The following is an 18,726-nucleotide window of genomic DNA, read 5'->3' as shown; positions in this document are numbered from 1 at the left end:
CTGCTTTTTTCGTTTCTGGAAGGGGCTGGACTGGCCGTGATGCTGTGGCGCCCGGCCCTGCGGGGCGCTGACTGCCCACGCGACCCGCCGCGTGAGTGGCGTCAGCCCTGGCCGGCGCTCAGGGCTGCCAGGCCACCTGGGCCTTGGCAAACAGCTCGGTGCTGCGACGCCCGCCCGGGCTGTCGTTGAAACGGGTCAGGCCCAGGCTCAGCACGCGGGACAGACCAACCCGGTGCTGGTACATCAGCGAGGTGTGGCGGGTGTGCGAGGCATCGGCCGCCAGGCCCAGCTCTTCGCGGCGCTGGAAATGGGTGGCCTGGGCGATCAGGCGCAGCGAGTCGCGCGGGCTCCAGTGCAGCACCGCCAGGGTCTGGCGGAAGTTGTCGGTGAAGCTGCGGCCCGGCTGGGCACCGTGCACATAGCCCTCGCTCCATTGCTGCTCCACCTCCAGCCCCAGGCCGGTGGGCATGGGCACGCGCAGCTTGGCCAGCAGCCAGACATTGCCACCGCGCCCGAGTCGGTCGGCGTCCACGTCGAGGCGGCGTCCCCATTCCATCTCGGCGGTGATGAAGGCCAGGATGGGGTGGGGGTTGGATTCAAAACCCAGGGTCAGGGTGCGCGGTTCATGCAGGCGGCCGCCGGTCTTGGCGCGCAGCTGGTCCAGGCCCAGATGGCCCCAGATGCCGGTGTTGCGCGCGGTGGCGATCCAGAAGCCGGGTTGCACGCGGCGCTCGATCAGCTCGCCGCCGGGCACGCCGTGCAGCGCATCCTGCACGCTGCGGGTTTCGGCCAGACGCAGCTCGGCTTCCAGCTCGTAGGTCGGGAAGCGTGACCATTCACCCAGCGGTGCCAGGCTTTCTTCATTGAAGCGCCGGGCCAGCTTGAGTGTGCCGCGCCGGTAGCCGGACTGGCTGACGAAGCCGTTGTCGTTGGCAAAGCGCGGCGACACATCTTCCAGATTGAAGAGGGTGTTCCACTGCTCGGTGCGGCGGCGCCAGCCCAGCCAGAGGTGGTGGCCGTTCTCGCTGCCCGGGCGCAGGTCGGGCGTGGCGGGGTCGAGCTGGCTGCGCGTGCTGGACAGCAGCAGGTGGCCGCGCAGCAGATCCACATCGCTGGCGGCCCAGGAGAAGTCGCTGCCGCCGACGCGGTTGTACTGGCCATGGCCGTAGTTGCGGTCCGAGGCCAGCAGGCCAAGGTTCAGCGCGTCGATTTGCATGCGGCCGCGGGCGAAGCTGGCCTGCGAGTCGCGCGGCTGCACAAAGCTGTCGGTGCCGTAGGCATGGGGACGCAAGACCTGGCCCCCGCCGGCATCGCGCAGGCTCAGCAGGGTGGCGTCCGCCGAGGCGCCGCGCCAGGTGCTGCGCAGGCCCCAGTCGGGGTCGGTGATGGCGCGCGAGTAGAAGGCCGCCAGGCTGCGGTTCTGGCCTTCTTCGTCGGCCTTGGTCTGGCCGACCACATCGGCGCTTTCCAGAAAGAAGGGGCGCTTCTCCGGCAGGCTCAGGGCGAAACGAGTGTTGCCCGAGAGCTGGGGTGCGTCCAGCTCGACCTGGGAGAAATCGGGGTTGAGCACCGCATCGATCACCCAGTCGGCGCGCGGCCGCCACTTGAGTTCGCCGCCGAGATTGGATTCGCGCTTGCGGCTGTCGGGTCGGCCCTCGGCCTGGTCCTCGCGGCGGCGCAGCGTCAGCTCGGGGCGCACGCTCAGAAAGCTGCGCTCGCGCACCTGCTCGACCAGGTCACTCAAACCCTCGATGGGCTGCAGCTCGGCAATGAAGCTCAGCGCGTCCTTGGTCAGCGGGGCGCTGACATTGAGGGTGTTGGCCTCCTGACGCGGGATGTTGCGCACCACCATCAGGCGCCAGGGCAGGCCGCCGCTGTAGGGGTAGCGCAGCGAGGCCAGCGGCCAGCGCAGCTCGATGCTGTAGCCGTCGGGCAGGCGCTGGGCGGCGGCTTCGAGCTCGAAATCGGGCGCGAAATCCTCGCCATCGTCGGCGGCGGTGAACATGCCGTCGCCGATCACGCCGGCCGCGCTGACGCGGGCGAACTGGGCCGAGCGGCGCAGGCCGACCGGGTCCAGCACCACCGAGATGAAATCCTGGTCGCGCGCCACCGTGTCGCGGCGCTTGAGCGGCGCGCGGATCAGATCCGGCGCAGGGTCATAGGCGCGAATGCCGAAGACCAGCGCGTCCTGGGTGACCAGGATCTGCACCGTGGTGCGCCAGGCCGCCGGCTTCTTGTCCTCGGGTTGGAACTGCATGAAGCGGTCGTACACCGGGGCGCGTTGCCAATGGGCTTCGTCCAGCTGGCCATCGACGCGCAGCGGCGCGCTGTCTTCGCTCAGGCGCAGGGCTTGAGGGTGGGCGGTGCTGCTGGCCTGGGCGCAGGCGGTGGACAGCGACAGCAAGCTCAGGAGCAGGAATCTCATCGGCGGCGAAGGCATCAAAGGCTGGCAGCAGATCGCGCCCGGCCGGTTCGGCCGTCGCGAGGCGAGGTGATGGGCAGAGCAGCCCCGGCGCAGTGTAGGCGGGCGCGCCACAGGCCCGACCTGTCAGAACTACCAGCCTGTCCCGGGGCTGCAACTGTTTCCCACCTCAGTGGGCTTGACATTCACTCGCCCTGGCGATGCTTGCGGGGGCGACCGGCCAGCAGCCGATCGAACAGGGCGTTAGGCAGCAGGCGCAGCAGGCGCGCCACCCAGCCCATCTGCCAGGGGATGACGCGGAAGCTGGCACCCGCCTCGATGGTGGCGTAGGCGCGCGCCGCGAAATCCTCGGGCTGCATCAGGAAGGGCATGCTGTAGCGGTTCTCGCGCGTCAGCGGCGTGTCGATATAGCCCGGGGCGATGGTCACCACCTGGACGCCGAAGGGGCGGCACTCGCCGCGCAGGCTCTCGCAGTAGCTGATGACGGCGGCCTTGCTGGAGCAATACGCCGCGTGGCCGGGCAGGCCGCGGATGCCGGCCACGCTGGCCACGCCAACCAGGCGGCCGCTGCCGCGCGTGCGCATGGCCGCGATGAAGGGCTGGAAGGTGGCGGCCAGGCCGAGGTTGTTGGTGGCGTAGACGCGCTGCATCACCGCCAAGTCTTCAAAGATGGCGCTGTCGATACCGACGCTGATGCCGGCATTGGCGATCACCACATCGGGCAGGCCCTGGGCGGCGATGCAGGCGCGGCCGGCGGCGGTGATGGATGCGATGTCGCAGACATCGGCGCCGTAGATCGCATACTGCGCGGGTTTCAGGCCTTGGGCTTCGGCCCAGCTCTGCAGCTCGGCCGTGCGCCGCGCCACCAGGGCCATGCGCCAGCCGGCCCGCGCGTACTGCAGGGCCAGGGCCTGGCCGATGCCGCTGGAGGCGCCGGTGATGTAGACGAGACGGCTCATGGCGTGGCCTTGGCTTTTTTCTGGGCACCGGGCGCTGCCAGGCTGGCCGCGGTGCGGCCCTGGAAGCTCAGGCGGGCGTTGAGGTGGTCGTATTCGAAACTTGCGGCCTGCACCGTGGTGCCGCCGTGGCGCAGCTGCACCGGCAGGTGGCTGCGCAGCTGCTCGCGATTGACAAAGGCCTGCAGGAACTCGCCGCGGATGTCCAGCTTGGCCTCGGACGGCGTTGCGCCATCTTTGGCGGCCTCATAACGTTTCACTTCCACATCGCCGTACAGCTGGATCTCGCTGGCATCGGCATTGGCCACGGCGCGGCGGGCGCGGGCCAGGACCCAGCTGCCATCGGCCGAATAGCTGCGCAGGTGGATCTGGTCGATTTCGAGCGTGTCGGTGTCCGGGTAATGGCGCAGGGCCGCGCCCTCGATGCGGGCGCGCAGGCGGCCGTCGCCGCCCATGCGCTGCAGCTCGAAATTGCGCATCTGGTAATCGGGCTCGTGGCGCGGTGGCGGGGCCTGGGTGGCCTCTTCGGGCACGGGCGTGTGCTTGACCAGCCACCAGGTGCCGCTGGCCAGCATGGCCATCAGCAGCAGGGGCAGGTAGTTGGAGACCAGCTGCTGCAGCCGCCACAGCCAGCTCTGGCTCGGGCGGGCGCGGCCGCTCGGAGGCGGCGCCAGCGTGGCCATCAGGGATGGCCTCCGTCCAGGGTGTCGAGATGGCCGTTCAGCAGCTGCTGGTAGCGGCCATTGGCTTGCAGCATCAGGTCGCAGCATTCGCGCGCGGCGCCATGGCCGCCAGCGGCCGTGGTGATGTAGTGGGCCACGGCCTTGACTTCGGCATGCGCTTGCGCCGGCGCACAGGCAAAACCGACGCGGGTCAGCAGGGGCAGGTCGGGCCAGTCGTCGCCCATGGCGGCCACATCGTCCCATTGCAGGCCCAACTGGTCGAGCAGAGGCCGGGCCACGGCGTACTTGTCCTTGGCACCGTAGACGGCGTGTTGCAGGCCCAGATCGGCGACACGGCGGCGCACGGCCGGCGAATCGCGGCCGGTGATGATGATGGGCGTGATGCCGCCCTGGGCGAGCAGCTTGAGGCCATGGCCGTCCAGGGTGGAGAAGGCCTTGAAGCTCTCGCCCTGTTCGCCGATGTAGATGCGGCCGTCGGTCAGCACGCCGTCGACATCGAAGATGGCGGCCTTCAGCCCGAGGGCACGCCCCTGAGCCTTGAGCAGCAGTTCGGGCGGAAAGCGCAGCGCGGCTTGCAGCGGGGTGGTGCCCATCAGATCACCTTGGCCCGCATCAGGTCGTTGATGGTGATGGCGCCTTGGAGCGTGCCGTCGGCCGCCACCACGAGCACCACGGTGATGCGTGCTTCTTCCATCAGATCGGCCGCGTCCACGGCCAAGGCTTCAGCGCTGACGGTGCGGGGGTTCTTGGAGGCTACGGTGGCGGCCGTGAGGCTGCGCAAGTCCTGACCCTTTTCCACCAGGCGGCGCAGATCGCCGTCGGTGAAGATGCCTTGCACCCGGTCGCTCGCGTCGACCACGATGGCCACGCCCAGGGCCTTGGCCGACATCTCGCGCATCATGTCGGTGAAGGGCGTGTCCGGCGCCACGCGCGGCAGATCGGCGCCGCTGCGCATCAGGTCGCGCACATGGGTCAGCAGCTTGCGGCCCAGCGCGCCGCCTGGGTGGGAGCGGGCGAAGTCTTCCGGCTTGAAACCGCGCGCATCGAGCAGGGCCACGGCCAGGGCGTCGCCCAGGGCGATCTGGGCCGTGGTGCTGGCCGTGGGGGCCAGGTTCAAGGGGCAGGCCTCTTCGGCCACAAAGCTGTCGAGCACCAGGCTGGCATGGCGCGCCAGGCTGGATTCAGCGCGGCCGGTCATGGCGATGATGGTCACGCCCAGGCGCTTGAGCACGGGCAGCACGGCGTTGAGCTCGTCGCTCTCACCCGAGTTGGACAGGGCCAGCACCACGTCCTTGGCGGTGACCATACCGAGGTCGCCATGGCTGGCCTCGGCCGGGTGCACAAACAGGGCCGGCGTGCCGGTGGAGGCCAGGGTGGCGGCAATCTTGCGGCCGACATGGCCACTCTTGCCCATGCCCATCACCGCGACACGGCCCTGGCAGGCCAGCACCACCTGCACCGCCCGCACAAACGATTCACCCAGGCGCGGCACCATGGCCTGGATGCCGGCGGCTTCGATCTGCAGGGCCTGCCGGCCTCTTTGCAGGGCGAGATCGGGGTCAAAGGGCGGGACTGTACTCATAGCCGGGCAGTGTAGCGGCGTCATACCCGGCTGTTACCCCGCTCTGAGTCACCTGGGGCCGCGCTGCCGCGTGTTTGAATGGCCGGCTGCGAAAGCAGCGAATGACAGCCCCAGATTGGAAATGAGGAAAACATGCCATTGTTCGTCGCCCTGTTCACAGACAAGAAGGATCATGGACATGTCCGTGAGGCAGCCTTGCAAGCCCACATCGAGTGGCTGGAGCAAAACAAGGACGTGATCCCTGTCGGTGGGTCGCTGAGATCGGAGCCGGATCAAACACCCCGCGGGGGGATGTGGATTGCAAGAGCGGCCTCCAAGGAGGCGCTCGACTTGCTCATCAGGTCAGATCCGTTCTATGCCGCCGGGCTCAGAGAGAGTTACGAAATTCTCTACTGGTCGAAGGCAAACGCGGGGCGGATGGAGCTGATTTGAGGAGCCGGCCCGGCCGTTGGCTGGCGGCCGAACCTTCGATGGGCGGCAGGCAGTCCGCAGGGACCCACCTCGCTCCAGCCTCAGCCCGGCCGCAGGCAGGCGGCCGGTCCTTCGATGGGCGTCAGGCAGCCCGCAGGGGCTGCCTTCGGTCCCATCTCAGGGATACAGGCCGCGTTCTTCGCGGGCTTCGAGCACGCGGGTGCAGGCCACCACGAAGGCGGCAGTGCGCAGCGAGATCTTGTGGTGCTCGCTGGTGTCCCAGATGTGCTTGAAGGCGCCGGTGATGATCTTGTCCAGGCGGACATTGATCTCGTCTTCGGTCCAGAAGAAGGAGCTGAAGTCCTGCACCCATTCGAAGTAGGACACGGTCACGCCGCCCGAGTTGGCGATCACGTCCGGCACCACGACGATGCCGCGGTCGGCCAGCACGGCGTCGCCGTCCGGGGTGGTCGGGCCGTTGGCGCCTTCCAACACCAGGCGGGTTTGCAGGCCTTCGGCGCGCTCCTTGTTGATCTGGCCTTCCAGGGCGGCCGGGATCAGCACATCGCTCTTGACCTTCCAGAAGTCCTCGTTGGCTGTTGCGTCACCGCCTGAGAAGCCGGCCACGCCGCCGGTTTGGGCGACGTGGTCGAGCAGGTTCTGCATGTCGAAGCCACGCTCGTTCAGGATGGTGCCGGTGTGGTCTTGCACAGCCACGATCTGGGCGCCGGCGGCGGCGAAGAGCTTGGCGGCGATCGAGCCGACATTGCCGAAGCCCTGCACGGCGATGCGCGCACCTTCCATGCTGATGCCGAGGCGGCGCATGGCTTCACGGCCGATCACGAAGACGCCGCGGCCGGTGGCCTGCACGCGACCCAGCGAGCCGCCCAGGGCAATCGGCTTGCCGGTGACCACGCCGGTGGCGGTGGCGCCGACGTTCATCGAGTAGGTGTCCATCATCCAGGCCATGATCTGGCCGTTGGTGTTCACGTCCGGCGCCGGAATGTCCTGCTGCGGGCCGATGATGATGCCGATCTCGCTGGTGTAACGGCGCGTAACCCGCTCCAGTTCCTTCTTGGACAAGACCTTGGGGTCGAGGCGGATGCCGCCCTTGGCGCCGCCGTAGGGTAGGTTGACGGCCGCGTTCTTGATCGTCATCCAGGCCGACAGGGCCATCACTTCTTCCAGCGTCACATCGGGGTGGTAGCGCACGCCGCCCTTGCCCGGGCCGCGGGTCAGGCTGTGCTGGACGCGGTAGCCCTCGTAGTGGGCGATGGTGCCGTTGTCGAGCTCGATCGGCACGTCCACGATCAGGGCGCGCTTGGGCCGGCGCAGGGTCTCCACCCAGCGGGCCAGATGGCCCAGATAGGGCTCCACAGCATCGATCTGCGAGAGGTAGGTGCCCCAGGGGCTGTTGCGCGTCGGCGCCACGAAAGAGAGGTTGGACATTTGGTAATGCTCCGTAACTTTTTTGGACGGGGCGAACGGTAACGCGAAGTCGATACGGCGCCGGGCTGCGCCCAAAGCCGAGTGCACATGCAACTATGCGGCTTGTGCATAAACAAAGGCTCGCGCATGTTTTCGCTAAAACAATGCCTCTCTGCGCGAGAAATCAGCGAGCGCCCGCGGCGGCCTGCCCAGCGCCCGGGCTGACCTCAAGCCTTCATATGGAGCCGTTACAGTGCAGGGCTGCCCAGGGGGCCAGGGCTGGATTCACTCGAACGTGGGGGGGTCAAGTCCCAATGGCTGACGCCCGCGGCAGCTGTCACAGTTCAGGGCCAGCTGCGGCCCGGCTGTGAGTGAGCATGTGCCGACCTGTCCGAGGGTCGGGGCCGCAAAAGATCAAGGTTTTCGAGGGTTTTAGACAAGATGCCGTTCCACATCCAATCCCAGCGCCAAGCGCCTGCCGCCCGCCGATCCGGCCGCGGTTTCACCCTGCTGGAGCTGCTGGTGGTGATGGTCATCATCGGCCTGCTGGCCGGTTACGTCGGCCCCAAGTTCTTTGGCCAGATCGGCAAATCCGAGGTCAAGGCCACGCGGGCGCAGATCGATGGGCTGCAAAAGGCGCTCGATCAGTACCGCCTTGATGTCGGCCGCTACCCCAGCACCGAGCAGGGCCTGGCCGTGTTGGTCACCAAGCCCAGTGATGAACCGCGCTGGGCCGGCCCCTATCTGAGCAAGGCGCTGCCCCAGGACCCCTGGCGCAACGACTACCAGTACCGTTCGCCCGGCGAGCACGGCGAGTACGACCTGTTCTCCTACGGCCGCGACGGCCGCCCGGGCGGTGAGGGCGAGGACGCCGATCTGACCAGCTGGTGAGATCGCCGCGGCAGCCCCGAGCTGGTGCTGCCGCGGTCCGACGCCTCGCCTTCTGCCCGCCCATTCCTGAGCCCGCCTCATGCCCAGCTACCAGGTCCGCGTCTTTCACCCCGAGGGGGTGAGGAGCGTGCGCGTCGATGCGCTGGACGCGCATGCCGTGGCCGGCGCCCTGGGCGTGCCGCCCCAGCATGTGCTGGAGGTGCAGGAGCTGGGCGCGTCCAGCGCCCCGTCGGCCAGCGCGGCGCGCCGTTCGGCCGGGCGCTTCCCCCTGCAACTGTTCAGCCAGGAGCTGGCGGTGCTGCTGGATGCCGGCATCGCCTTGCTGGAAGCGCTGAACACCTTGCGCGAAAAAGAAAACCAGGCCTCGGTGCGCCAGGCGCTGGATGCGGTGGTCAGCCAGGTCGAGCAGGGGCAGCCGGTGTCGGTCGCCCTGCGCCAGCAGCCGCAGGCTTTTGACGAGCTGATCTGCGCCATCGTCGCCGCCAACGAGCGCACCGGCCAGCTCAGCACGGCCCTGGCTCAGCATGCCAAGTACCTGGCCTGGGTGGACAACCTGCGCTCACGCCTGATCGCTGCCTGTGTCTACCCGGTCATGCTGCTGGCCGTGGGCAGCGCCGTGATCCTGTTCCTGCTGCTCTTCGTGCTGCCGCGCTTTGCCGGCATCCTCGATGGCCTGGGCAATGAGCTGCCCTGGGCTTCGGTGCTCTTGATGCGTTTTGGCCAGACGGCCGGCGCCCACCCGATGTGGGTGCTCGCCGGGCTGGGCGCGTTGGCGCTGGGCGCCGTGGGCCTGTGGCGCCACCCGGGCCTGCGCGAGCGGCTGCAGGCCTCGCTCTGGACCCTGCCGGGCCTGGGCCCGCGCCTGCGTGTGCTGGCCCTGGCGAGGCTGTACCGCAGCCTGTCCATGCTGCTGGCCTCGGGTGTGCCGGTGCTGGCCAGCTTGCGCATCGTCGAGGATGTGGTGGCCTTGCCCTGGCGGCCTGCCGTGGCCGCTGCGGCCCAGCAGATCGAGCGTGGCGAGCGCCTGTCCGAAGCCCTCGAATCGCAGGATCTGGCCACGCCTGTCGCGCGCCGCATGGTGCGCGTGGGTGAGCGCAGCGGCGAGGTGGCTGCCATGCTCGAGCGCGCCGCCGCTTTTCACGACGAAGAAGCCGTGCGCCTGACCGAGCTGCTGACCCGGGCCATCAACCCCGCCCTGATGCTGGTGATGGGCGTGCTCATCGGCGGCATCATCGTCCTGATGTACATGCCCATCTTTCAACTGGTGGAACAAGTCCAATGACCGTCGAGGCCTCTTCTTTTTCCCTGGCCTCGGTCTTGCCCGCCGAGCACGGCCCCTGGACCCTCGATTTCGAGCATTGGCCGCAGGCCCAGGCGCAGCGCTGGCGTGCGGTGCTGGCCGTGGGCGCCGGTGGCCGCAAGATGCTGCTGGGCGAGCGGGCGGCCGATGAGCTGCTGCTGCAAAGCGTCGAGGCCCGCCTGCAGGCGCCCGTGCGCTGGCTGCAATGCGAGCCGGCCGCCATCAGCCATTGGCTGGGCGCCGGTGAGGCCGATTTCCGGGCGCTCAGCGATGTCGAGGAGTCGGTCATCGATGCCGAGGCCGGCGGCGCCACCGAGGAGCTCAGCGCCCTGGTCATGTCCGAGCAGGCCAGCCCGGTGGTGCGCCTGCTCAACGCCACGCTGTATGACGCGCTGCAGGACGGCGCCAGCGATGTGCACATCGAATGCACGGCGCGCGGCGCGGTGATCCGCTTCCGCGTCGACGGCGTCATGTCCATGGTGCGCAGTGTGGACGGTGCGGCCACGGCAGAGCAGCTGGTGTCGCGGCTCAAGGTCATGTCCGAGCTGGACATCGGCGAGCGCCGCCTGCCGCAGGACGGCCGCTTCAAGCTGCGCGTGCAGGGCCGCGAGGTCGACTTCCGCCTGTCCATCATGCCCAGCGTCTTCGGGGAAGACGCCGTGGTGCGGGTGCTGGACCGCGCTCGCATCGAACAGACCGGTGGCAGCCTGACGCTCGATGCGCTCGGCTTCGACGCCGAGGAGCGCGCCGCCATCCGCCACCAGGCACGCCAGCCCCACGGCATGTTGCTGGTCACCGGCCCCACCGGCAGCGGCAAGACCACCACGCTCTACGCCACCCTGGCCGAGATCCACACCGGCGACGACAAGATCATCACCATCGAAGACCCGGTCGAGTACCAGCTGCCCGGCGTGGTGCAGATCCCGGTCAACGAGAAAAAAGGCCTGACCTTCTCGCGCGGCTTGCGCTCCATCCTGCGCCACGACCCCGACCGGGTGATGGTCGGCGAAATCCGTGACGCCGAAACGGCGCAGATCGCGGTGCAGGCGGCCTTGACCGGCCATCTGGTCTTTTCGACCGTGCACGCCAATAACGCCTTCGACGTGATCGGCCGCTTCATGCACATGGGCTTGGACCTCTACAACGTGGTCTCGGCCTTGAATGCCGTGCTGGCCCAGCGCCTGGTGCGCCTGACCTGCAAGCATTGCGCGCGCCCCTTCGAGCCCGATGCCGCCACCTTGGCGCGTTATGGCTTGCGCGCGGGCGAGCACAGTTTCCTGAAGGGCGAGGGCTGCGGCCACTGCCGTGGCACCGGCTACCGTGGCCGCCGCGCCGTGGCCGAGCTGCTCAAGCTCGACGATGGCCTGCGCGACCTGATTGCCGCGCGTTCGCCCATGTCGCAGATCAAGGAGGCCGCCCGTGCCCGCGGCATGAAGCCGCTGCGCGCCCTGGCCCTGCAGGCCGTGTGCCGTGGCGACACCACCTTTGAAGAGCTGGAACGAGTGACTCTGGATGAATAACAGCCCTTCGCCCTCTTGGCTGGGCCGCCTGCAGCGGCGCTTGCGCGCCCGCCTGGCCCGGCCCCAGCCCCTGTTCCTCGGCGTCGACGGTGTGCAGGGCGCCGCGCTGAGCCGGCCCGAGGCCTGGGCCGACTGGTGCCGCGCCCATGCCGGCAGCGCCGTGCGCCTGAGCCTGTCCAGCCGCTTGCTGCATGAGCTGGTCTGCCAGCCGGGCCTGCCGCTGGACGACGAATCCGCCTTGCTGGGCTACGCGCGCCAGCAGTTCGGGCAGTATTTCGGCGCCGCGGCCAAGACCTGGTCGTTGGCCAGCTGGCGCCTGGAGGCCGAGCCGCAAGCCGGCCTGGGCGAGCAATGCGGCGCCATCGCCCTGCATGGCTCGGCTGCCCAAGGCTGGCGCGAAGTCGCGGCCGAGCACGGCGTGCGCCTGGCCCAGGTGCAGCCGGCCTGGGCGCTGGCCATGCAGCGTCTGGCCCAGGAAGAGCCGGAATGGCGCTCGGCCGAGCAGGCCGCCCTGGCCTGGCTGGAGGGTCAGGTCTTGACTTGGCTGACTTTGTCCTCGGGCCGTTTGGCCAGCCTGCGCCAGCTGCGCTTGCGTGAGGCCACCCCTGAGGCACTGGCTGAGCTGCTGCAAGAGTTGTTGCAAGCCCAGCCCGGCCTGCCCGCCGCCCAGGTGCACGTGATGGGCTACGGTCTGCAGGGCACCGGCACGGCGCTGAATCTGGGCCCAGCTCTGCGTCTGCATGGCCGCCTCGATGCCACAGCGCCCGATCTCGCGCAGCTGGAACCGGGCCCCGCCGCGCCCTCGCGGCGCCTGCCCCGCCCCGATTTCCTCGGCGCGCCGCGCGAGCGCTCGCCCCTGGCTTGGCCGCTGGCCGCCACGGCCGCCCTGGTGCTGGCCACGGCCGGTTGGAGCGCCTGGCAGGCCTTCACCGATCGCCTTCAGCAGCAAACCCAAGTGGCCCGCCTGAAAGCCACGCAAGCGGCGGCGCCGCGTGCCAAAGCCCAAACGACCCCTTTGGCTGCGGTGGCCGTGACCGCCCGCAGCCGTGATGCCGGCAAGACCGTGCCCGATGCCAGCCGCCCGGCGCAGGAGGTGCAGGCCTTGCTGCGCCAGCCCTGGGAGGCCGTGCTGGTGCAGGTGGAGCAGGCCGGCGCGGCGCTCAAGCCGGCGCCCCTGGCCTGGCTGTCCATGGATGTGAACGGCTCGCGCCAGGAGCTGCGCCTGGAAGGCCTGGCCAGCGACAAGCTGCTGCCCCTGCAGCTGGTGGACCGCTTGGCGGCCGAGGCCGGCTGGCGCGATGTCATGCTCAGCCGCCTGCAGAACGCCGAACAAGGGCTGACGGGCCAGCGTTTCGAGCTGACGGCCAAGTTCCGCGGGGATCTGCTGCGCCGCCCTGTGGCGGCAGCGCCCGAATCGCCCGATGCCGCCGCCTCGGCAACGGCCCCGGCCAAGCGCAAGGCTGGGGAGGCCCGCCGATGAAGTACTCTGCCCTGAAATCACAGCTGCGCGCTCTCGGCGCGCCCGGCCTGTTCGCCGCGCTGGCGCTTGTGCTGGCCGCCGGCCTGGCCTGGCAGGGCCAGCGCTGGGAGCGCGAAGCCGCGGCCGACGCCGCCCGGGCTGACCGCCTGCGTGCCGAGCTGCGCCTGCAGCGCGCCCTGGCCCCGGCCAGCGCGGCCTCGGCCGCCGAGCTGCCCAGCACGCCCGAGCAATGGCGCGAAACCCTGCCACCCGCCAGCGAGCGCCAGCAGCGCCTGGCCGATCTGCTGGAGATGGGTTTGCGCCTGGGTCTGGTCAGCACCCGCACCGAGCACCGCCTGACGGTGGACGCGGCCAGCGGCCTGGAGCGCCTGCGCATCACCATGCCGCTGAGCGGCGGCTATGCCCAGCTGCGCCAGTACATCGAAGCGGCGCTGCGCCACGACCCGGCGCTGAGCCTGGACAGCCTCAAGCTGCGCCGCGCCAACCCGCAAGCGGCCGAGTTGGAGGCCGAACTGCAGTGGTCGCTGCACGGCCGTATGGACACCAGCCCGGGAGGGGCCACCCGATGAGCCGCAGCCCTGTTGTCAGCGCAGCCAGCCCACAGGCGCTGAGCCCGCGCCACTATGTCCTGGCCGCGGGCCTGGCGCTGAGCATCGCGGCCGCCCTCTGGGCCGCTCAGATCGAGCCCGAGGCGGCCGATCTGGCCCAGCCGGTGGCGTCGCAGCGCCGCGCGCCGGTCTCCTTGGGGGCGGCCGCCTCAGCCGGCTCGGCCGCCAAGCCGGGCGTGGCCGCCGCAGCGCTGTCTGCGCCACTCGCGGCACCCAATTGGGCCCCCGCCGAACGCGGGGCCTGGGCCCCGGCGGCCGAGAGCCAGTTCGCCGCCTGGGCGCCGCCCGCCCCACCGCCTCCACCGCCCGCGCCGCCGCCACCGCCCCCGGCCGAGCCGGTGGCGCCACCGTTTCCTTACCAATTGATTGGCCGCCTGGTCGAGGCCGAGGGCGCCATGGCCCTGCTGTCCAGCCCGGCCAAGACCCTGGCCGTCAAGACCGGCGAGGTGATCGATGGCCAGTGGCGCGTCGATCAAATCCATGAACGCGGGCTGAACCTGACCTGGCTGCCCGCCAAGCTCACGCAGAGCGTCAACTTCCGAGCCGCAACCCCATGAAGCTGCAAGTCTCCACCTCTTCTCTGCCGTTCACGCGCCGCGCGTGGCCGCAGCCGGCGCTCCTGGCCTTGGGCGTGGCACTTCTGCTCGCGGGCTGCGCCCACCCGGCTCTGCGCGAGGCCGATGAGCTCAGCCGCGCCAACCAACTGACCCAGGCTTATGCCGTGCTCGACGCCGCCGCGCAGAAGGAGCCGAAGGACCACGCCCTGCGTGCGGCCCAGATCCGCGTCCGTACCCAGCTGAGCAACCGGCTGCTGATGCAGATCGAGGGCCTGCGTGCCAGCAGCCGCTGGGCCGAGGCGCAGACGGCCATGCAGAGCCTGCGCGAGATCGACCCCAAGCACCCGCGTCTGGCCTTTTTCGAAAGCGAGCTGCAACGCGGCCAGAAGCAGGAAGCCACCTTGCTGACCGCGCGCAGCCTGCTGCGCGAGGGCAAGCTGGAGCGGGTGGAAGCGATGGCGCGCGAGATCCTGTCTGAATCACCCCAGCACCCCGGCGCTCGCCTGCTGCTCAGCCAGGTCGCGCAGGCGCGGCCGCTGGAGCAGGGCAGCCTGGAACTGGGGCCGGGCTTTCAGAAGCCCGTCACGCTGGAGTTCCGCGATGCGCCCCTGCGCCAGGTCTTCGAAGCGCTGTCGCGCAGCTCCAATATCAATTTCGTGTTCGACAAGGATGTGCGCTCGGACAGCCGCATCACCATCTTCCTGCGCAATGTGACCCTGGACGAGGCCATGCGCGTGGTGCTCAACACCCAGCAGCTGGATCGCAAGCTGCTCAACGACAGCTCGGTGCTGATCTTCCCCAACACCAGCGCCAAGCAGCGTGAGCACCAGGAGCTGATCACCCGCACGCTTTATCTGGCTAACGCCGATGTCAAGCAGGTGCAGGCCATGGTGCGCACCATTGCCAAGGTGCGCGATATCCATGTCGACGAGCGCCTGAACCTGATGGTGGTGCGTGACACGCCCGAGGTGTTGCGCCTGGTGGAGCGACTGATTGCCTCGGTCGATCTGCCCGAGCCCGAGGTCATGCTCGATGTCGAGGTGATGGAACTGGCCACCGACCGTGTCGATGAGCTGGGCCTCAAATGGCCCGAGCAGCTCAGCTTCGGCCTGCCGGGCGCGACCGGCGGCCTGGCCACCGGCCAGGTGCCGATCGGCCAGCACAACGAGTTCCGCGGCTTCGTCGCCAACCCCGGCGTGGTGGCCAATCTGCGCGGCAGCAGCGGCAATGTGAACCTGCTGGCCAATCCGAAGATCCGTGTGCGCAACCGCGAGAAGGCCAAGGTCCACATCGGCCAGAAGCTGCCGGTCTTCACCACCACCACCAACTTCACCGGACAGACCTCGGTGGCGGCCTCGGTGTCCTACCTGGACATCGGCCTGAAGCTGGATGTCGAGCCCACCATCCAGCTCGACAACGATGTGGTCATCAAGGTCGGCCTGGAGGTCAGCAACTTGATCCGTCAGGTCACCGGCCCGGGTGGCACCACGGCCTACGAGATCGGCCAGCGCACCACCTCCACCACCTTGCGCCTGAACGATGGCGAGACCCAGGTGCTGGCCGGTCTGATCAATGATGAAGACCGGCGCACGGCCAGCGGCATTCCGGGTCTTTCGGGCATCCCGGTGCTGGGCAGCCTGTTCGGCTCGCGCAATGACACACGTGCCAAGACCGAGGTCGTGCTCCTGATCACGCCGCGCATCGTGCGCAATCTGGCCCTGCCCGAGGCCAGCCTGACCCGCACGCCCGGCGGCACCGATGCCTCGCCGGGTGCCTTCAGCGGCCTGTTGCGCTCCAGCGCCAAGGTCGGGGTCGGCCCCAGCGGTGGTGGTGGTGCCGCGCCCGCCTTGGCCGCACCGCGCGATGTCCAGGCCGCAGCAGCGGCGCCAGCGGCAGCTCCTTCGGCCGAAGCCACGGTGCGGCTGGAGGTCACACCCCAGGTCACGCCCGGCGGCACCATCTCGGTGACGCTGCGCAATGAGTCGGGCTTCAGCATCCGTGGCGAGATCGAGTACGACGCCAATCTGCTGCAGTCCATGCAGGGTGGCATGACGCCGGGTCGGGTGCCGGTGGAGCTGCCCGCGCGCGGCGACAAGGTGCTGGTGATGCGCGCGCTGCCCGCCTCGACCGGCAAGGTCGTCTCCATCGAACTGGGCAGCGTGCAAGCCACCGGCCCGAATGGCGAGAGCAGCTCGGTGCGCCTGGAAGGCTCGGGCCTGGTGACGGTGGAGGCCGCGCGCTGAGCGTGCGAGCCTCGTTGACTCGAGTCCCTGCGGTGAACACCTTGCGCACATGCCCAAACGCTCGCGGCTTCACGCTGATCGAGATGCTGGTGGTGCTGGCCATGCTGGCCGTGCTGGCCACGGCGGCGCGGCCTCTGCTGGAGATGTCGGTGCAGCGCGCACGCGAGCATGAGTTGCGTTCCGGCCTGCGCCAGCTGCGCGGCGCGCTCGATGCCTACAAGAAGGCAGTCGAAGGCGGGCAGATCCGCAGCAGCCCTGAGGACAGCGGTTATCCGCCCGATCTGGAGTCCTTGGTCAAGGGCGTGGTGGATGTCAAAACCCCGGACAGCCGCAAGCTCTACTTTTTGCGCCGTCTGCCGCGTGATCCCTTTGCCGACCCGGCCCTGCCTGCCGCCGACACCTGGGGCCTGCGCGCCGCCGACAGCCCGCCCGACGAACCGCGCTCGGGCAAGGATGTGTTCGATGTCTATTCCCGCTCCGACCGTCGCGCACTCGACGGCACGCGCTTGCGTGATTGGTGAGGAGCCGCCGATATGAACGCCCCCCGTCACACCTCCGCCCGAGGCCGCCCCCGTGGCTTCACCCTGATCGAGTTGATCGTGGTCATGGCCATCGTCGCCCTGCTGGCTTCCATCGCAGCGCCGCGTTACTTCAACAGCTTGCAGAAGTCGCGCGAGACGGCGCTGCGCAGCTCGCTCCATGTGATGCGCGATGCCATCGACCAGTTTGCCGCCGACAAAGGGCGTTATCCCGATTCGCTGGAAGAGCTGGCCACGGCCCGCTACATCCGCGAGATCCCCGAAGACCCGCTGACCGGCAGTCGCGATGCCTGGGTCACCCTGCCGCCGCCCGGCGATATGCAGGCCAATGGCCAACTCTACGATGTGCGCAGCGGTGCCGCCGGCCGAGCCAGCGATGGCCGGCTGTTTGCGGATTGGTGAACCGGGTGGCTGGCTGGGAAGGATCTTGCTGATGCGTCGCCTCGCTCGCCAGCGTGCTTCGCGCGGCTTCACCTACCTGGGGCTGCTGTTCTTTGTTGCTCTGACAGCGGCGGCCCTGGCCGCTTTGGGTCAGGCCTGGAGCACGGCGGCACAGCGCGAACGCGAGCGCGAGCTTCAGTTTCGCGGCGAGGAGATTGCGCGCGCCATCCAGAGCTACCTCAAGGTCACGGGCGGCAACTCGCCGCAGTACCCGCGCACGATCGAGGATCTGCTGGTCGACCGGCGTGGCGTCAAACCTCTCCATCATCTGCGTCGCGCCTATGCGGACCCCTTCACCGGCAAGCCCGATTGGGTGCTGGTGCCCGAGCCCAGCCAGCCCGAGCGATTCCATGCGGTGCACAGCCGTTCGGAGCGCGCCTTGTTGATGGAGAGTCGGCCCGACGGCATGCCTCTGGACAAGGCCAGCGATTGGCTCTTTGTGGGGCGCCCGCAAGGGGCGGCAGCGTCCAGCCCGGATCCGGCGGCCAGCGAGCCCCCGGTGGATCGCAACGGCCTGCCTTTGCGCTGACTGCCTGCGGGCCGGCCGGGTGCGTTTACCGGGCGCTTGCTCCGGCCGCCGCGCGCGGGCGCAGGGTGCAGCGCCCGGCCTGGCAGCGCGCACCCGGGTCGGCTTCGAGGGCGCAGTTGGACATCATGCCGCTCTGGCTTTGTTCGGCCCGGCGCGCCGCGGCCTGTTGATCGGCCAGGGCCTGGAGCTTCTTGCCGTCGCCGCTGTGCTGGCTGGACCAGGCGAGGTAGCCCTCGGGCCCGCCGCAGGCCTTGGCGCCCACGGCCAGGCTGTGGCATTGGGCATCGCTGCTGCAGCGCGCTTCGCCGATCTCGGCCTCCAGCGATTTCAGCAGGCGCTGGCTTTCAGGCGTGTTGCTGGCGGGCGCACAGCTGCAGGCGCCGGCCAGCAGCGCCAGGGGCAGTGCGATCAGCAGGGCCAGCGGCCGGGCGCGCGGCCAGCTGGGGGTGAGGGGGGCGAACGACCGAGGGTGTTTCATCGCGGGCTCCGAGCTGAGGAGCTGCCAGCTTAGTCCTTCGAGGCGGCCCTGGGATTGGGTAGGATGCGCTCGCCCATGAAACGCCCGCATTTTTACTTTTCCCGCGCACGCAGCGCCTGGCGCTTGCTGGGGCGATGGAGCTTGGCCTTGCCAATGGCAGGCCTGTACTTGGCCTTGGCCCAGGCGGCCGAAGCGGGGGCGGCGAAATCCTGCCCCAGCGAGGCCGAGCTTCGCGCCGAGCTGGCGCGGCTCAATGCCTTCCGTGCCCTGCCTCAGTCTTGCGGCGCCCACCGCCTGCCGGCTGCGCCGGCCCTGCGTTGGGATGCCCGGCTGGAGGCTTCGGCCCTGGCCTTTGCCAGCGAGCTCTCGCACGGCGACCAGATCAGCCATCGCGGGCTCAAGGGCAGCAGCCTGCGCCAGCGCTTTCATCAAAGCGGTTATGTGATGCGCCGCGCCGGTGAAAACCTGGCAGCCGGCCAGGAAAGTTTGGACGAGGTGCTGGCCACCTGGACCCTGAGCGCCAGCCACTGCGAAAACCTGATGCAGGCCGAGTTCATTGACGCCGGCCTGGCCTGTGTGGTCGGCCCGGGGCGGTATGACCGCTACTGGGTCCTCCATCTCGGCCGGCCTGTCGAGCCTTAGCGGCAGGCCCGGCGCT

The 18,726-nt window shown here is 69.3% G+C and carries 19 protein-coding genes; 12 read left to right on the top strand and 7 right to left on the bottom strand.

Features of this window, described 5'->3' with window-relative positions:
* Nucleotides 1-118 precede the first annotated feature (118 nt).
* The 5 genes from AC1Q6P_RS18565 to AC1Q6P_RS18545 all read right to left on the bottom strand — a co-directional run bounded on the left by AC1Q6P_RS18565 (nucleotide 119) and on the right by AC1Q6P_RS18545 (nucleotide 5,643).
* Nucleotides 119-2,425 carry a carbohydrate binding family 9 domain-containing protein gene (locus tag AC1Q6P_RS18565; RefSeq protein WP_492665391.1) on the bottom strand — a complete coding sequence of 769 codons (2,307 nt, stop codon included), beginning with the start codon at nucleotides 2,423-2,425 and terminating at the stop codon, nucleotides 119-121.
* Between the two features lie 182 nt (nucleotides 2,426-2,607).
* Complete coding sequence (locus tag AC1Q6P_RS18560; protein ID WP_492665392.1) at nucleotides 2,608-3,381, bottom strand: SDR family oxidoreductase; 774 nt, start codon at nucleotides 3,379-3,381, stop codon at nucleotides 2,608-2,610.
* Complete coding sequence (gene lptC / locus AC1Q6P_RS18555; protein ID WP_492665393.1) at nucleotides 3,378-4,061, bottom strand: LPS export ABC transporter periplasmic protein LptC; 684 nt, start codon at nucleotides 4,059-4,061, stop codon at nucleotides 3,378-3,380. The genes AC1Q6P_RS18560 and lptC overlap by 4 nt, the downstream gene beginning before the upstream one ends.
* Nucleotides 4,061-4,654 carry a KdsC family phosphatase gene (locus AC1Q6P_RS18550; protein ID WP_492665394.1) on the bottom strand — a complete coding sequence of 198 codons (594 nt, stop codon included), beginning with the start codon at nucleotides 4,652-4,654 and terminating at the stop codon, nucleotides 4,061-4,063. The genes lptC and AC1Q6P_RS18550 overlap by 1 nt, the downstream gene beginning before the upstream one ends.
* Nucleotides 4,654-5,643 (bottom strand): KpsF/GutQ family sugar-phosphate isomerase, encoded by a 990-nt coding sequence (locus tag AC1Q6P_RS18545; RefSeq protein ID WP_271007963.1) that lies wholly within the window; start codon nucleotides 5,641-5,643, stop codon nucleotides 4,654-4,656. Before AC1Q6P_RS18545 ends, AC1Q6P_RS18550 begins: the two co-directional genes overlap by 1 nt.
* A gap of 132 nt (nucleotides 5,644-5,775) precedes the next feature.
* Between AC1Q6P_RS18545 and AC1Q6P_RS18540 the strand changes: the two genes are divergently transcribed.
* Nucleotides 5,776-6,075, top strand: coding sequence for a YciI family protein (locus AC1Q6P_RS18540; protein ID WP_271007964.1), 300 nt, complete (start codon nucleotides 5,776-5,778; stop codon nucleotides 6,073-6,075).
* 156 nt (nucleotides 6,076-6,231) lie between these two features.
* Here the strand turns inward: AC1Q6P_RS18540 and AC1Q6P_RS18535 are convergent, their stop codons facing one another.
* Nucleotides 6,232-7,503: a Glu/Leu/Phe/Val family dehydrogenase gene (locus AC1Q6P_RS18535; RefSeq protein ID WP_492665395.1), complete on the bottom strand. Its 1,272-nt coding sequence runs from the start codon at nucleotides 7,501-7,503 to the stop codon at nucleotides 6,232-6,234.
* Between the two features lie 420 nt (nucleotides 7,504-7,923).
* Between AC1Q6P_RS18535 and gspG the strand changes: the two genes are divergently transcribed.
* The 10 genes from gspG (at nucleotide 7,924) to AC1Q6P_RS18485 (ending at nucleotide 17,590) form a co-directional block, all read left to right on the top strand.
* Nucleotides 7,924-8,373, top strand: a complete 450-nt coding sequence (gspG, locus tag AC1Q6P_RS18530; RefSeq protein ID WP_171827256.1) for a type II secretion system major pseudopilin GspG — start codon at nucleotides 7,924-7,926, stop codon at nucleotides 8,371-8,373.
* A gap of 79 nt (nucleotides 8,374-8,452) precedes the next feature.
* Nucleotides 8,453-9,655: a type II secretion system F family protein gene (locus AC1Q6P_RS18525; RefSeq protein WP_492665396.1), complete on the top strand. Its 1,203-nt coding sequence runs from the start codon at nucleotides 8,453-8,455 to the stop codon at nucleotides 9,653-9,655.
* Nucleotides 9,652-11,193 (top strand): GspE/PulE family protein, encoded by a 1,542-nt coding sequence (locus tag AC1Q6P_RS18520; RefSeq protein ID WP_492665397.1) that lies wholly within the window; start codon nucleotides 9,652-9,654, stop codon nucleotides 11,191-11,193. The genes AC1Q6P_RS18525 and AC1Q6P_RS18520 overlap by 4 nt, the downstream gene beginning before the upstream one ends.
* Nucleotides 11,186-12,673 (top strand): hypothetical protein, encoded by a 1,488-nt coding sequence (locus AC1Q6P_RS18515; RefSeq protein WP_492665398.1) that lies wholly within the window; start codon nucleotides 11,186-11,188, stop codon nucleotides 12,671-12,673. Before AC1Q6P_RS18520 ends, AC1Q6P_RS18515 begins: the two co-directional genes overlap by 8 nt.
* Nucleotides 12,670-13,242 (top strand): hypothetical protein, encoded by a 573-nt coding sequence (locus AC1Q6P_RS18510; protein WP_492665399.1) that lies wholly within the window; start codon nucleotides 12,670-12,672, stop codon nucleotides 13,240-13,242. Before AC1Q6P_RS18515 ends, AC1Q6P_RS18510 begins: the two co-directional genes overlap by 4 nt.
* A complete protein-coding gene (locus tag AC1Q6P_RS18505) occupies nucleotides 13,239-13,838 on the top strand; it encodes a hypothetical protein (protein WP_492665400.1) in 600 nt (199 codons plus the stop codon). The genes AC1Q6P_RS18510 and AC1Q6P_RS18505 overlap by 4 nt, the downstream gene beginning before the upstream one ends.
* Nucleotides 13,835-16,081, top strand: a complete 2,247-nt coding sequence (locus AC1Q6P_RS18500; RefSeq protein WP_171827250.1) for a secretin GspD/PilQ domain-containing protein — start codon at nucleotides 13,835-13,837, stop codon at nucleotides 16,079-16,081. The genes AC1Q6P_RS18505 and AC1Q6P_RS18500 overlap by 4 nt, the downstream gene beginning before the upstream one ends.
* Nucleotides 16,082-16,122: 41 nt before the next feature.
* Complete coding sequence (locus AC1Q6P_RS18495) at nucleotides 16,123-16,602, top strand: type II secretion system protein (RefSeq protein WP_223696689.1); 480 nt, start codon at nucleotides 16,123-16,125, stop codon at nucleotides 16,600-16,602.
* Between the two features lie 12 nt (nucleotides 16,603-16,614).
* The gene (locus tag AC1Q6P_RS18490; protein ID WP_102768553.1) at nucleotides 16,615-17,022 is read left to right on the top strand and encodes a type II secretion system protein; all 408 of its coding nucleotides are present in this window, start codon (nucleotides 16,615-16,617) and stop codon (nucleotides 17,020-17,022) included.
* 31 nt (nucleotides 17,023-17,053) lie between these two features.
* Nucleotides 17,054-17,590, top strand: a complete 537-nt coding sequence (locus tag AC1Q6P_RS18485) for a type II secretion system protein (RefSeq protein WP_492665401.1) — start codon at nucleotides 17,054-17,056, stop codon at nucleotides 17,588-17,590.
* Nucleotides 17,591-17,615: 25 nt separating this feature from the next.
* On the opposite strand, the gene AC1Q6P_RS18480 is transcribed toward AC1Q6P_RS18485, so the two are convergent.
* Nucleotides 17,616-18,068, bottom strand: coding sequence for a hypothetical protein (locus AC1Q6P_RS18480; protein WP_492665402.1), 453 nt, complete (start codon nucleotides 18,066-18,068; stop codon nucleotides 17,616-17,618).
* A gap of 75 nt (nucleotides 18,069-18,143) precedes the next feature.
* Here AC1Q6P_RS18480 and AC1Q6P_RS18475 point away from each other — a divergent pair, with 75 nt between their 5' ends.
* Nucleotides 18,144-18,710: a CAP domain-containing protein gene (locus AC1Q6P_RS18475; RefSeq protein WP_492665403.1), complete on the top strand. Its 567-nt coding sequence runs from the start codon at nucleotides 18,144-18,146 to the stop codon at nucleotides 18,708-18,710.
* Nucleotides 18,711-18,726 lie beyond the last annotated feature (16 nt).

It is taken from the genome of Roseateles sp. GW835-FHT13E02 (assembly GCF_058794035.1).
Note: the sequence above shows the minus strand (reverse complement) of the source record. Positions and strands in the feature narration are given on the sequence as shown.

Excerpts from the sequence above, each read along its gene's own strand:
- AC1Q6P_RS18500 (WP_171827250.1), top strand. The coding sequence starts at position 13,835 with ATGAAGCTGCAAGTCTCCACCTCTTCTCTGCCGTTCACGCGCCGCGCG.
- AC1Q6P_RS18490 (WP_102768553.1), top strand. The coding sequence starts at position 16,615 with ATGAACGCCCCCCGTCACACCTCCGCCCGAGGCCGCCCCCGTGGCTTC.
- lptC (WP_492665393.1), bottom strand. The coding sequence starts at position 4,061 with ATGGCCACGCTGGCGCCGCCTCCGAGCGGCCGCGCCCGCCCGAGCCAG.
- AC1Q6P_RS18480 (WP_492665402.1), bottom strand. The coding sequence starts at position 18,068 with ATGAAACACCCTCGGTCGTTCGCCCCCCTCACCCCCAGCTGGCCGCGC.
- gspG (WP_171827256.1), top strand. The coding sequence starts at position 7,924 with ATGCCGTTCCACATCCAATCCCAGCGCCAAGCGCCTGCCGCCCGCCGA.
- AC1Q6P_RS18565 (WP_492665391.1), bottom strand. The coding sequence starts at position 2,425 with ATGAGATTCCTGCTCCTGAGCTTGCTGTCGCTGTCCACCGCCTGCGCC.
- AC1Q6P_RS18545 (WP_271007963.1), bottom strand. The coding sequence starts at position 5,643 with ATGAGTACAGTCCCGCCCTTTGACCCCGATCTCGCCCTGCAAAGAGGC.
- AC1Q6P_RS18485 (WP_492665401.1), top strand. The coding sequence starts at position 17,054 with ATGCGTCGCCTCGCTCGCCAGCGTGCTTCGCGCGGCTTCACCTACCTG.
- AC1Q6P_RS18510 (WP_492665399.1), top strand. The coding sequence starts at position 12,670 with ATGAAGTACTCTGCCCTGAAATCACAGCTGCGCGCTCTCGGCGCGCCC.
- AC1Q6P_RS18475 (WP_492665403.1), top strand. The coding sequence starts at position 18,144 with ATGAAACGCCCGCATTTTTACTTTTCCCGCGCACGCAGCGCCTGGCGC.
- AC1Q6P_RS18550 (WP_492665394.1), bottom strand. The coding sequence starts at position 4,654 with ATGGGCACCACCCCGCTGCAAGCCGCGCTGCGCTTTCCGCCCGAACTG.
- AC1Q6P_RS18560 (WP_492665392.1), bottom strand. The coding sequence starts at position 3,381 with ATGAGCCGTCTCGTCTACATCACCGGCGCCTCCAGCGGCATCGGCCAG.
- AC1Q6P_RS18535 (WP_492665395.1), bottom strand. The coding sequence starts at position 7,503 with ATGTCCAACCTCTCTTTCGTGGCGCCGACGCGCAACAGCCCCTGGGGC.
- AC1Q6P_RS18525 (WP_492665396.1), top strand. The coding sequence starts at position 8,453 with ATGCCCAGCTACCAGGTCCGCGTCTTTCACCCCGAGGGGGTGAGGAGC.
- AC1Q6P_RS18505 (WP_492665400.1), top strand. The coding sequence starts at position 13,239 with ATGAGCCGCAGCCCTGTTGTCAGCGCAGCCAGCCCACAGGCGCTGAGC.
- AC1Q6P_RS18515 (WP_492665398.1), top strand. The coding sequence starts at position 11,186 with ATGAATAACAGCCCTTCGCCCTCTTGGCTGGGCCGCCTGCAGCGGCGC.
- AC1Q6P_RS18520 (WP_492665397.1), top strand. The coding sequence starts at position 9,652 with ATGACCGTCGAGGCCTCTTCTTTTTCCCTGGCCTCGGTCTTGCCCGCC.
- AC1Q6P_RS18540 (WP_271007964.1), top strand. The coding sequence starts at position 5,776 with ATGCCATTGTTCGTCGCCCTGTTCACAGACAAGAAGGATCATGGACAT.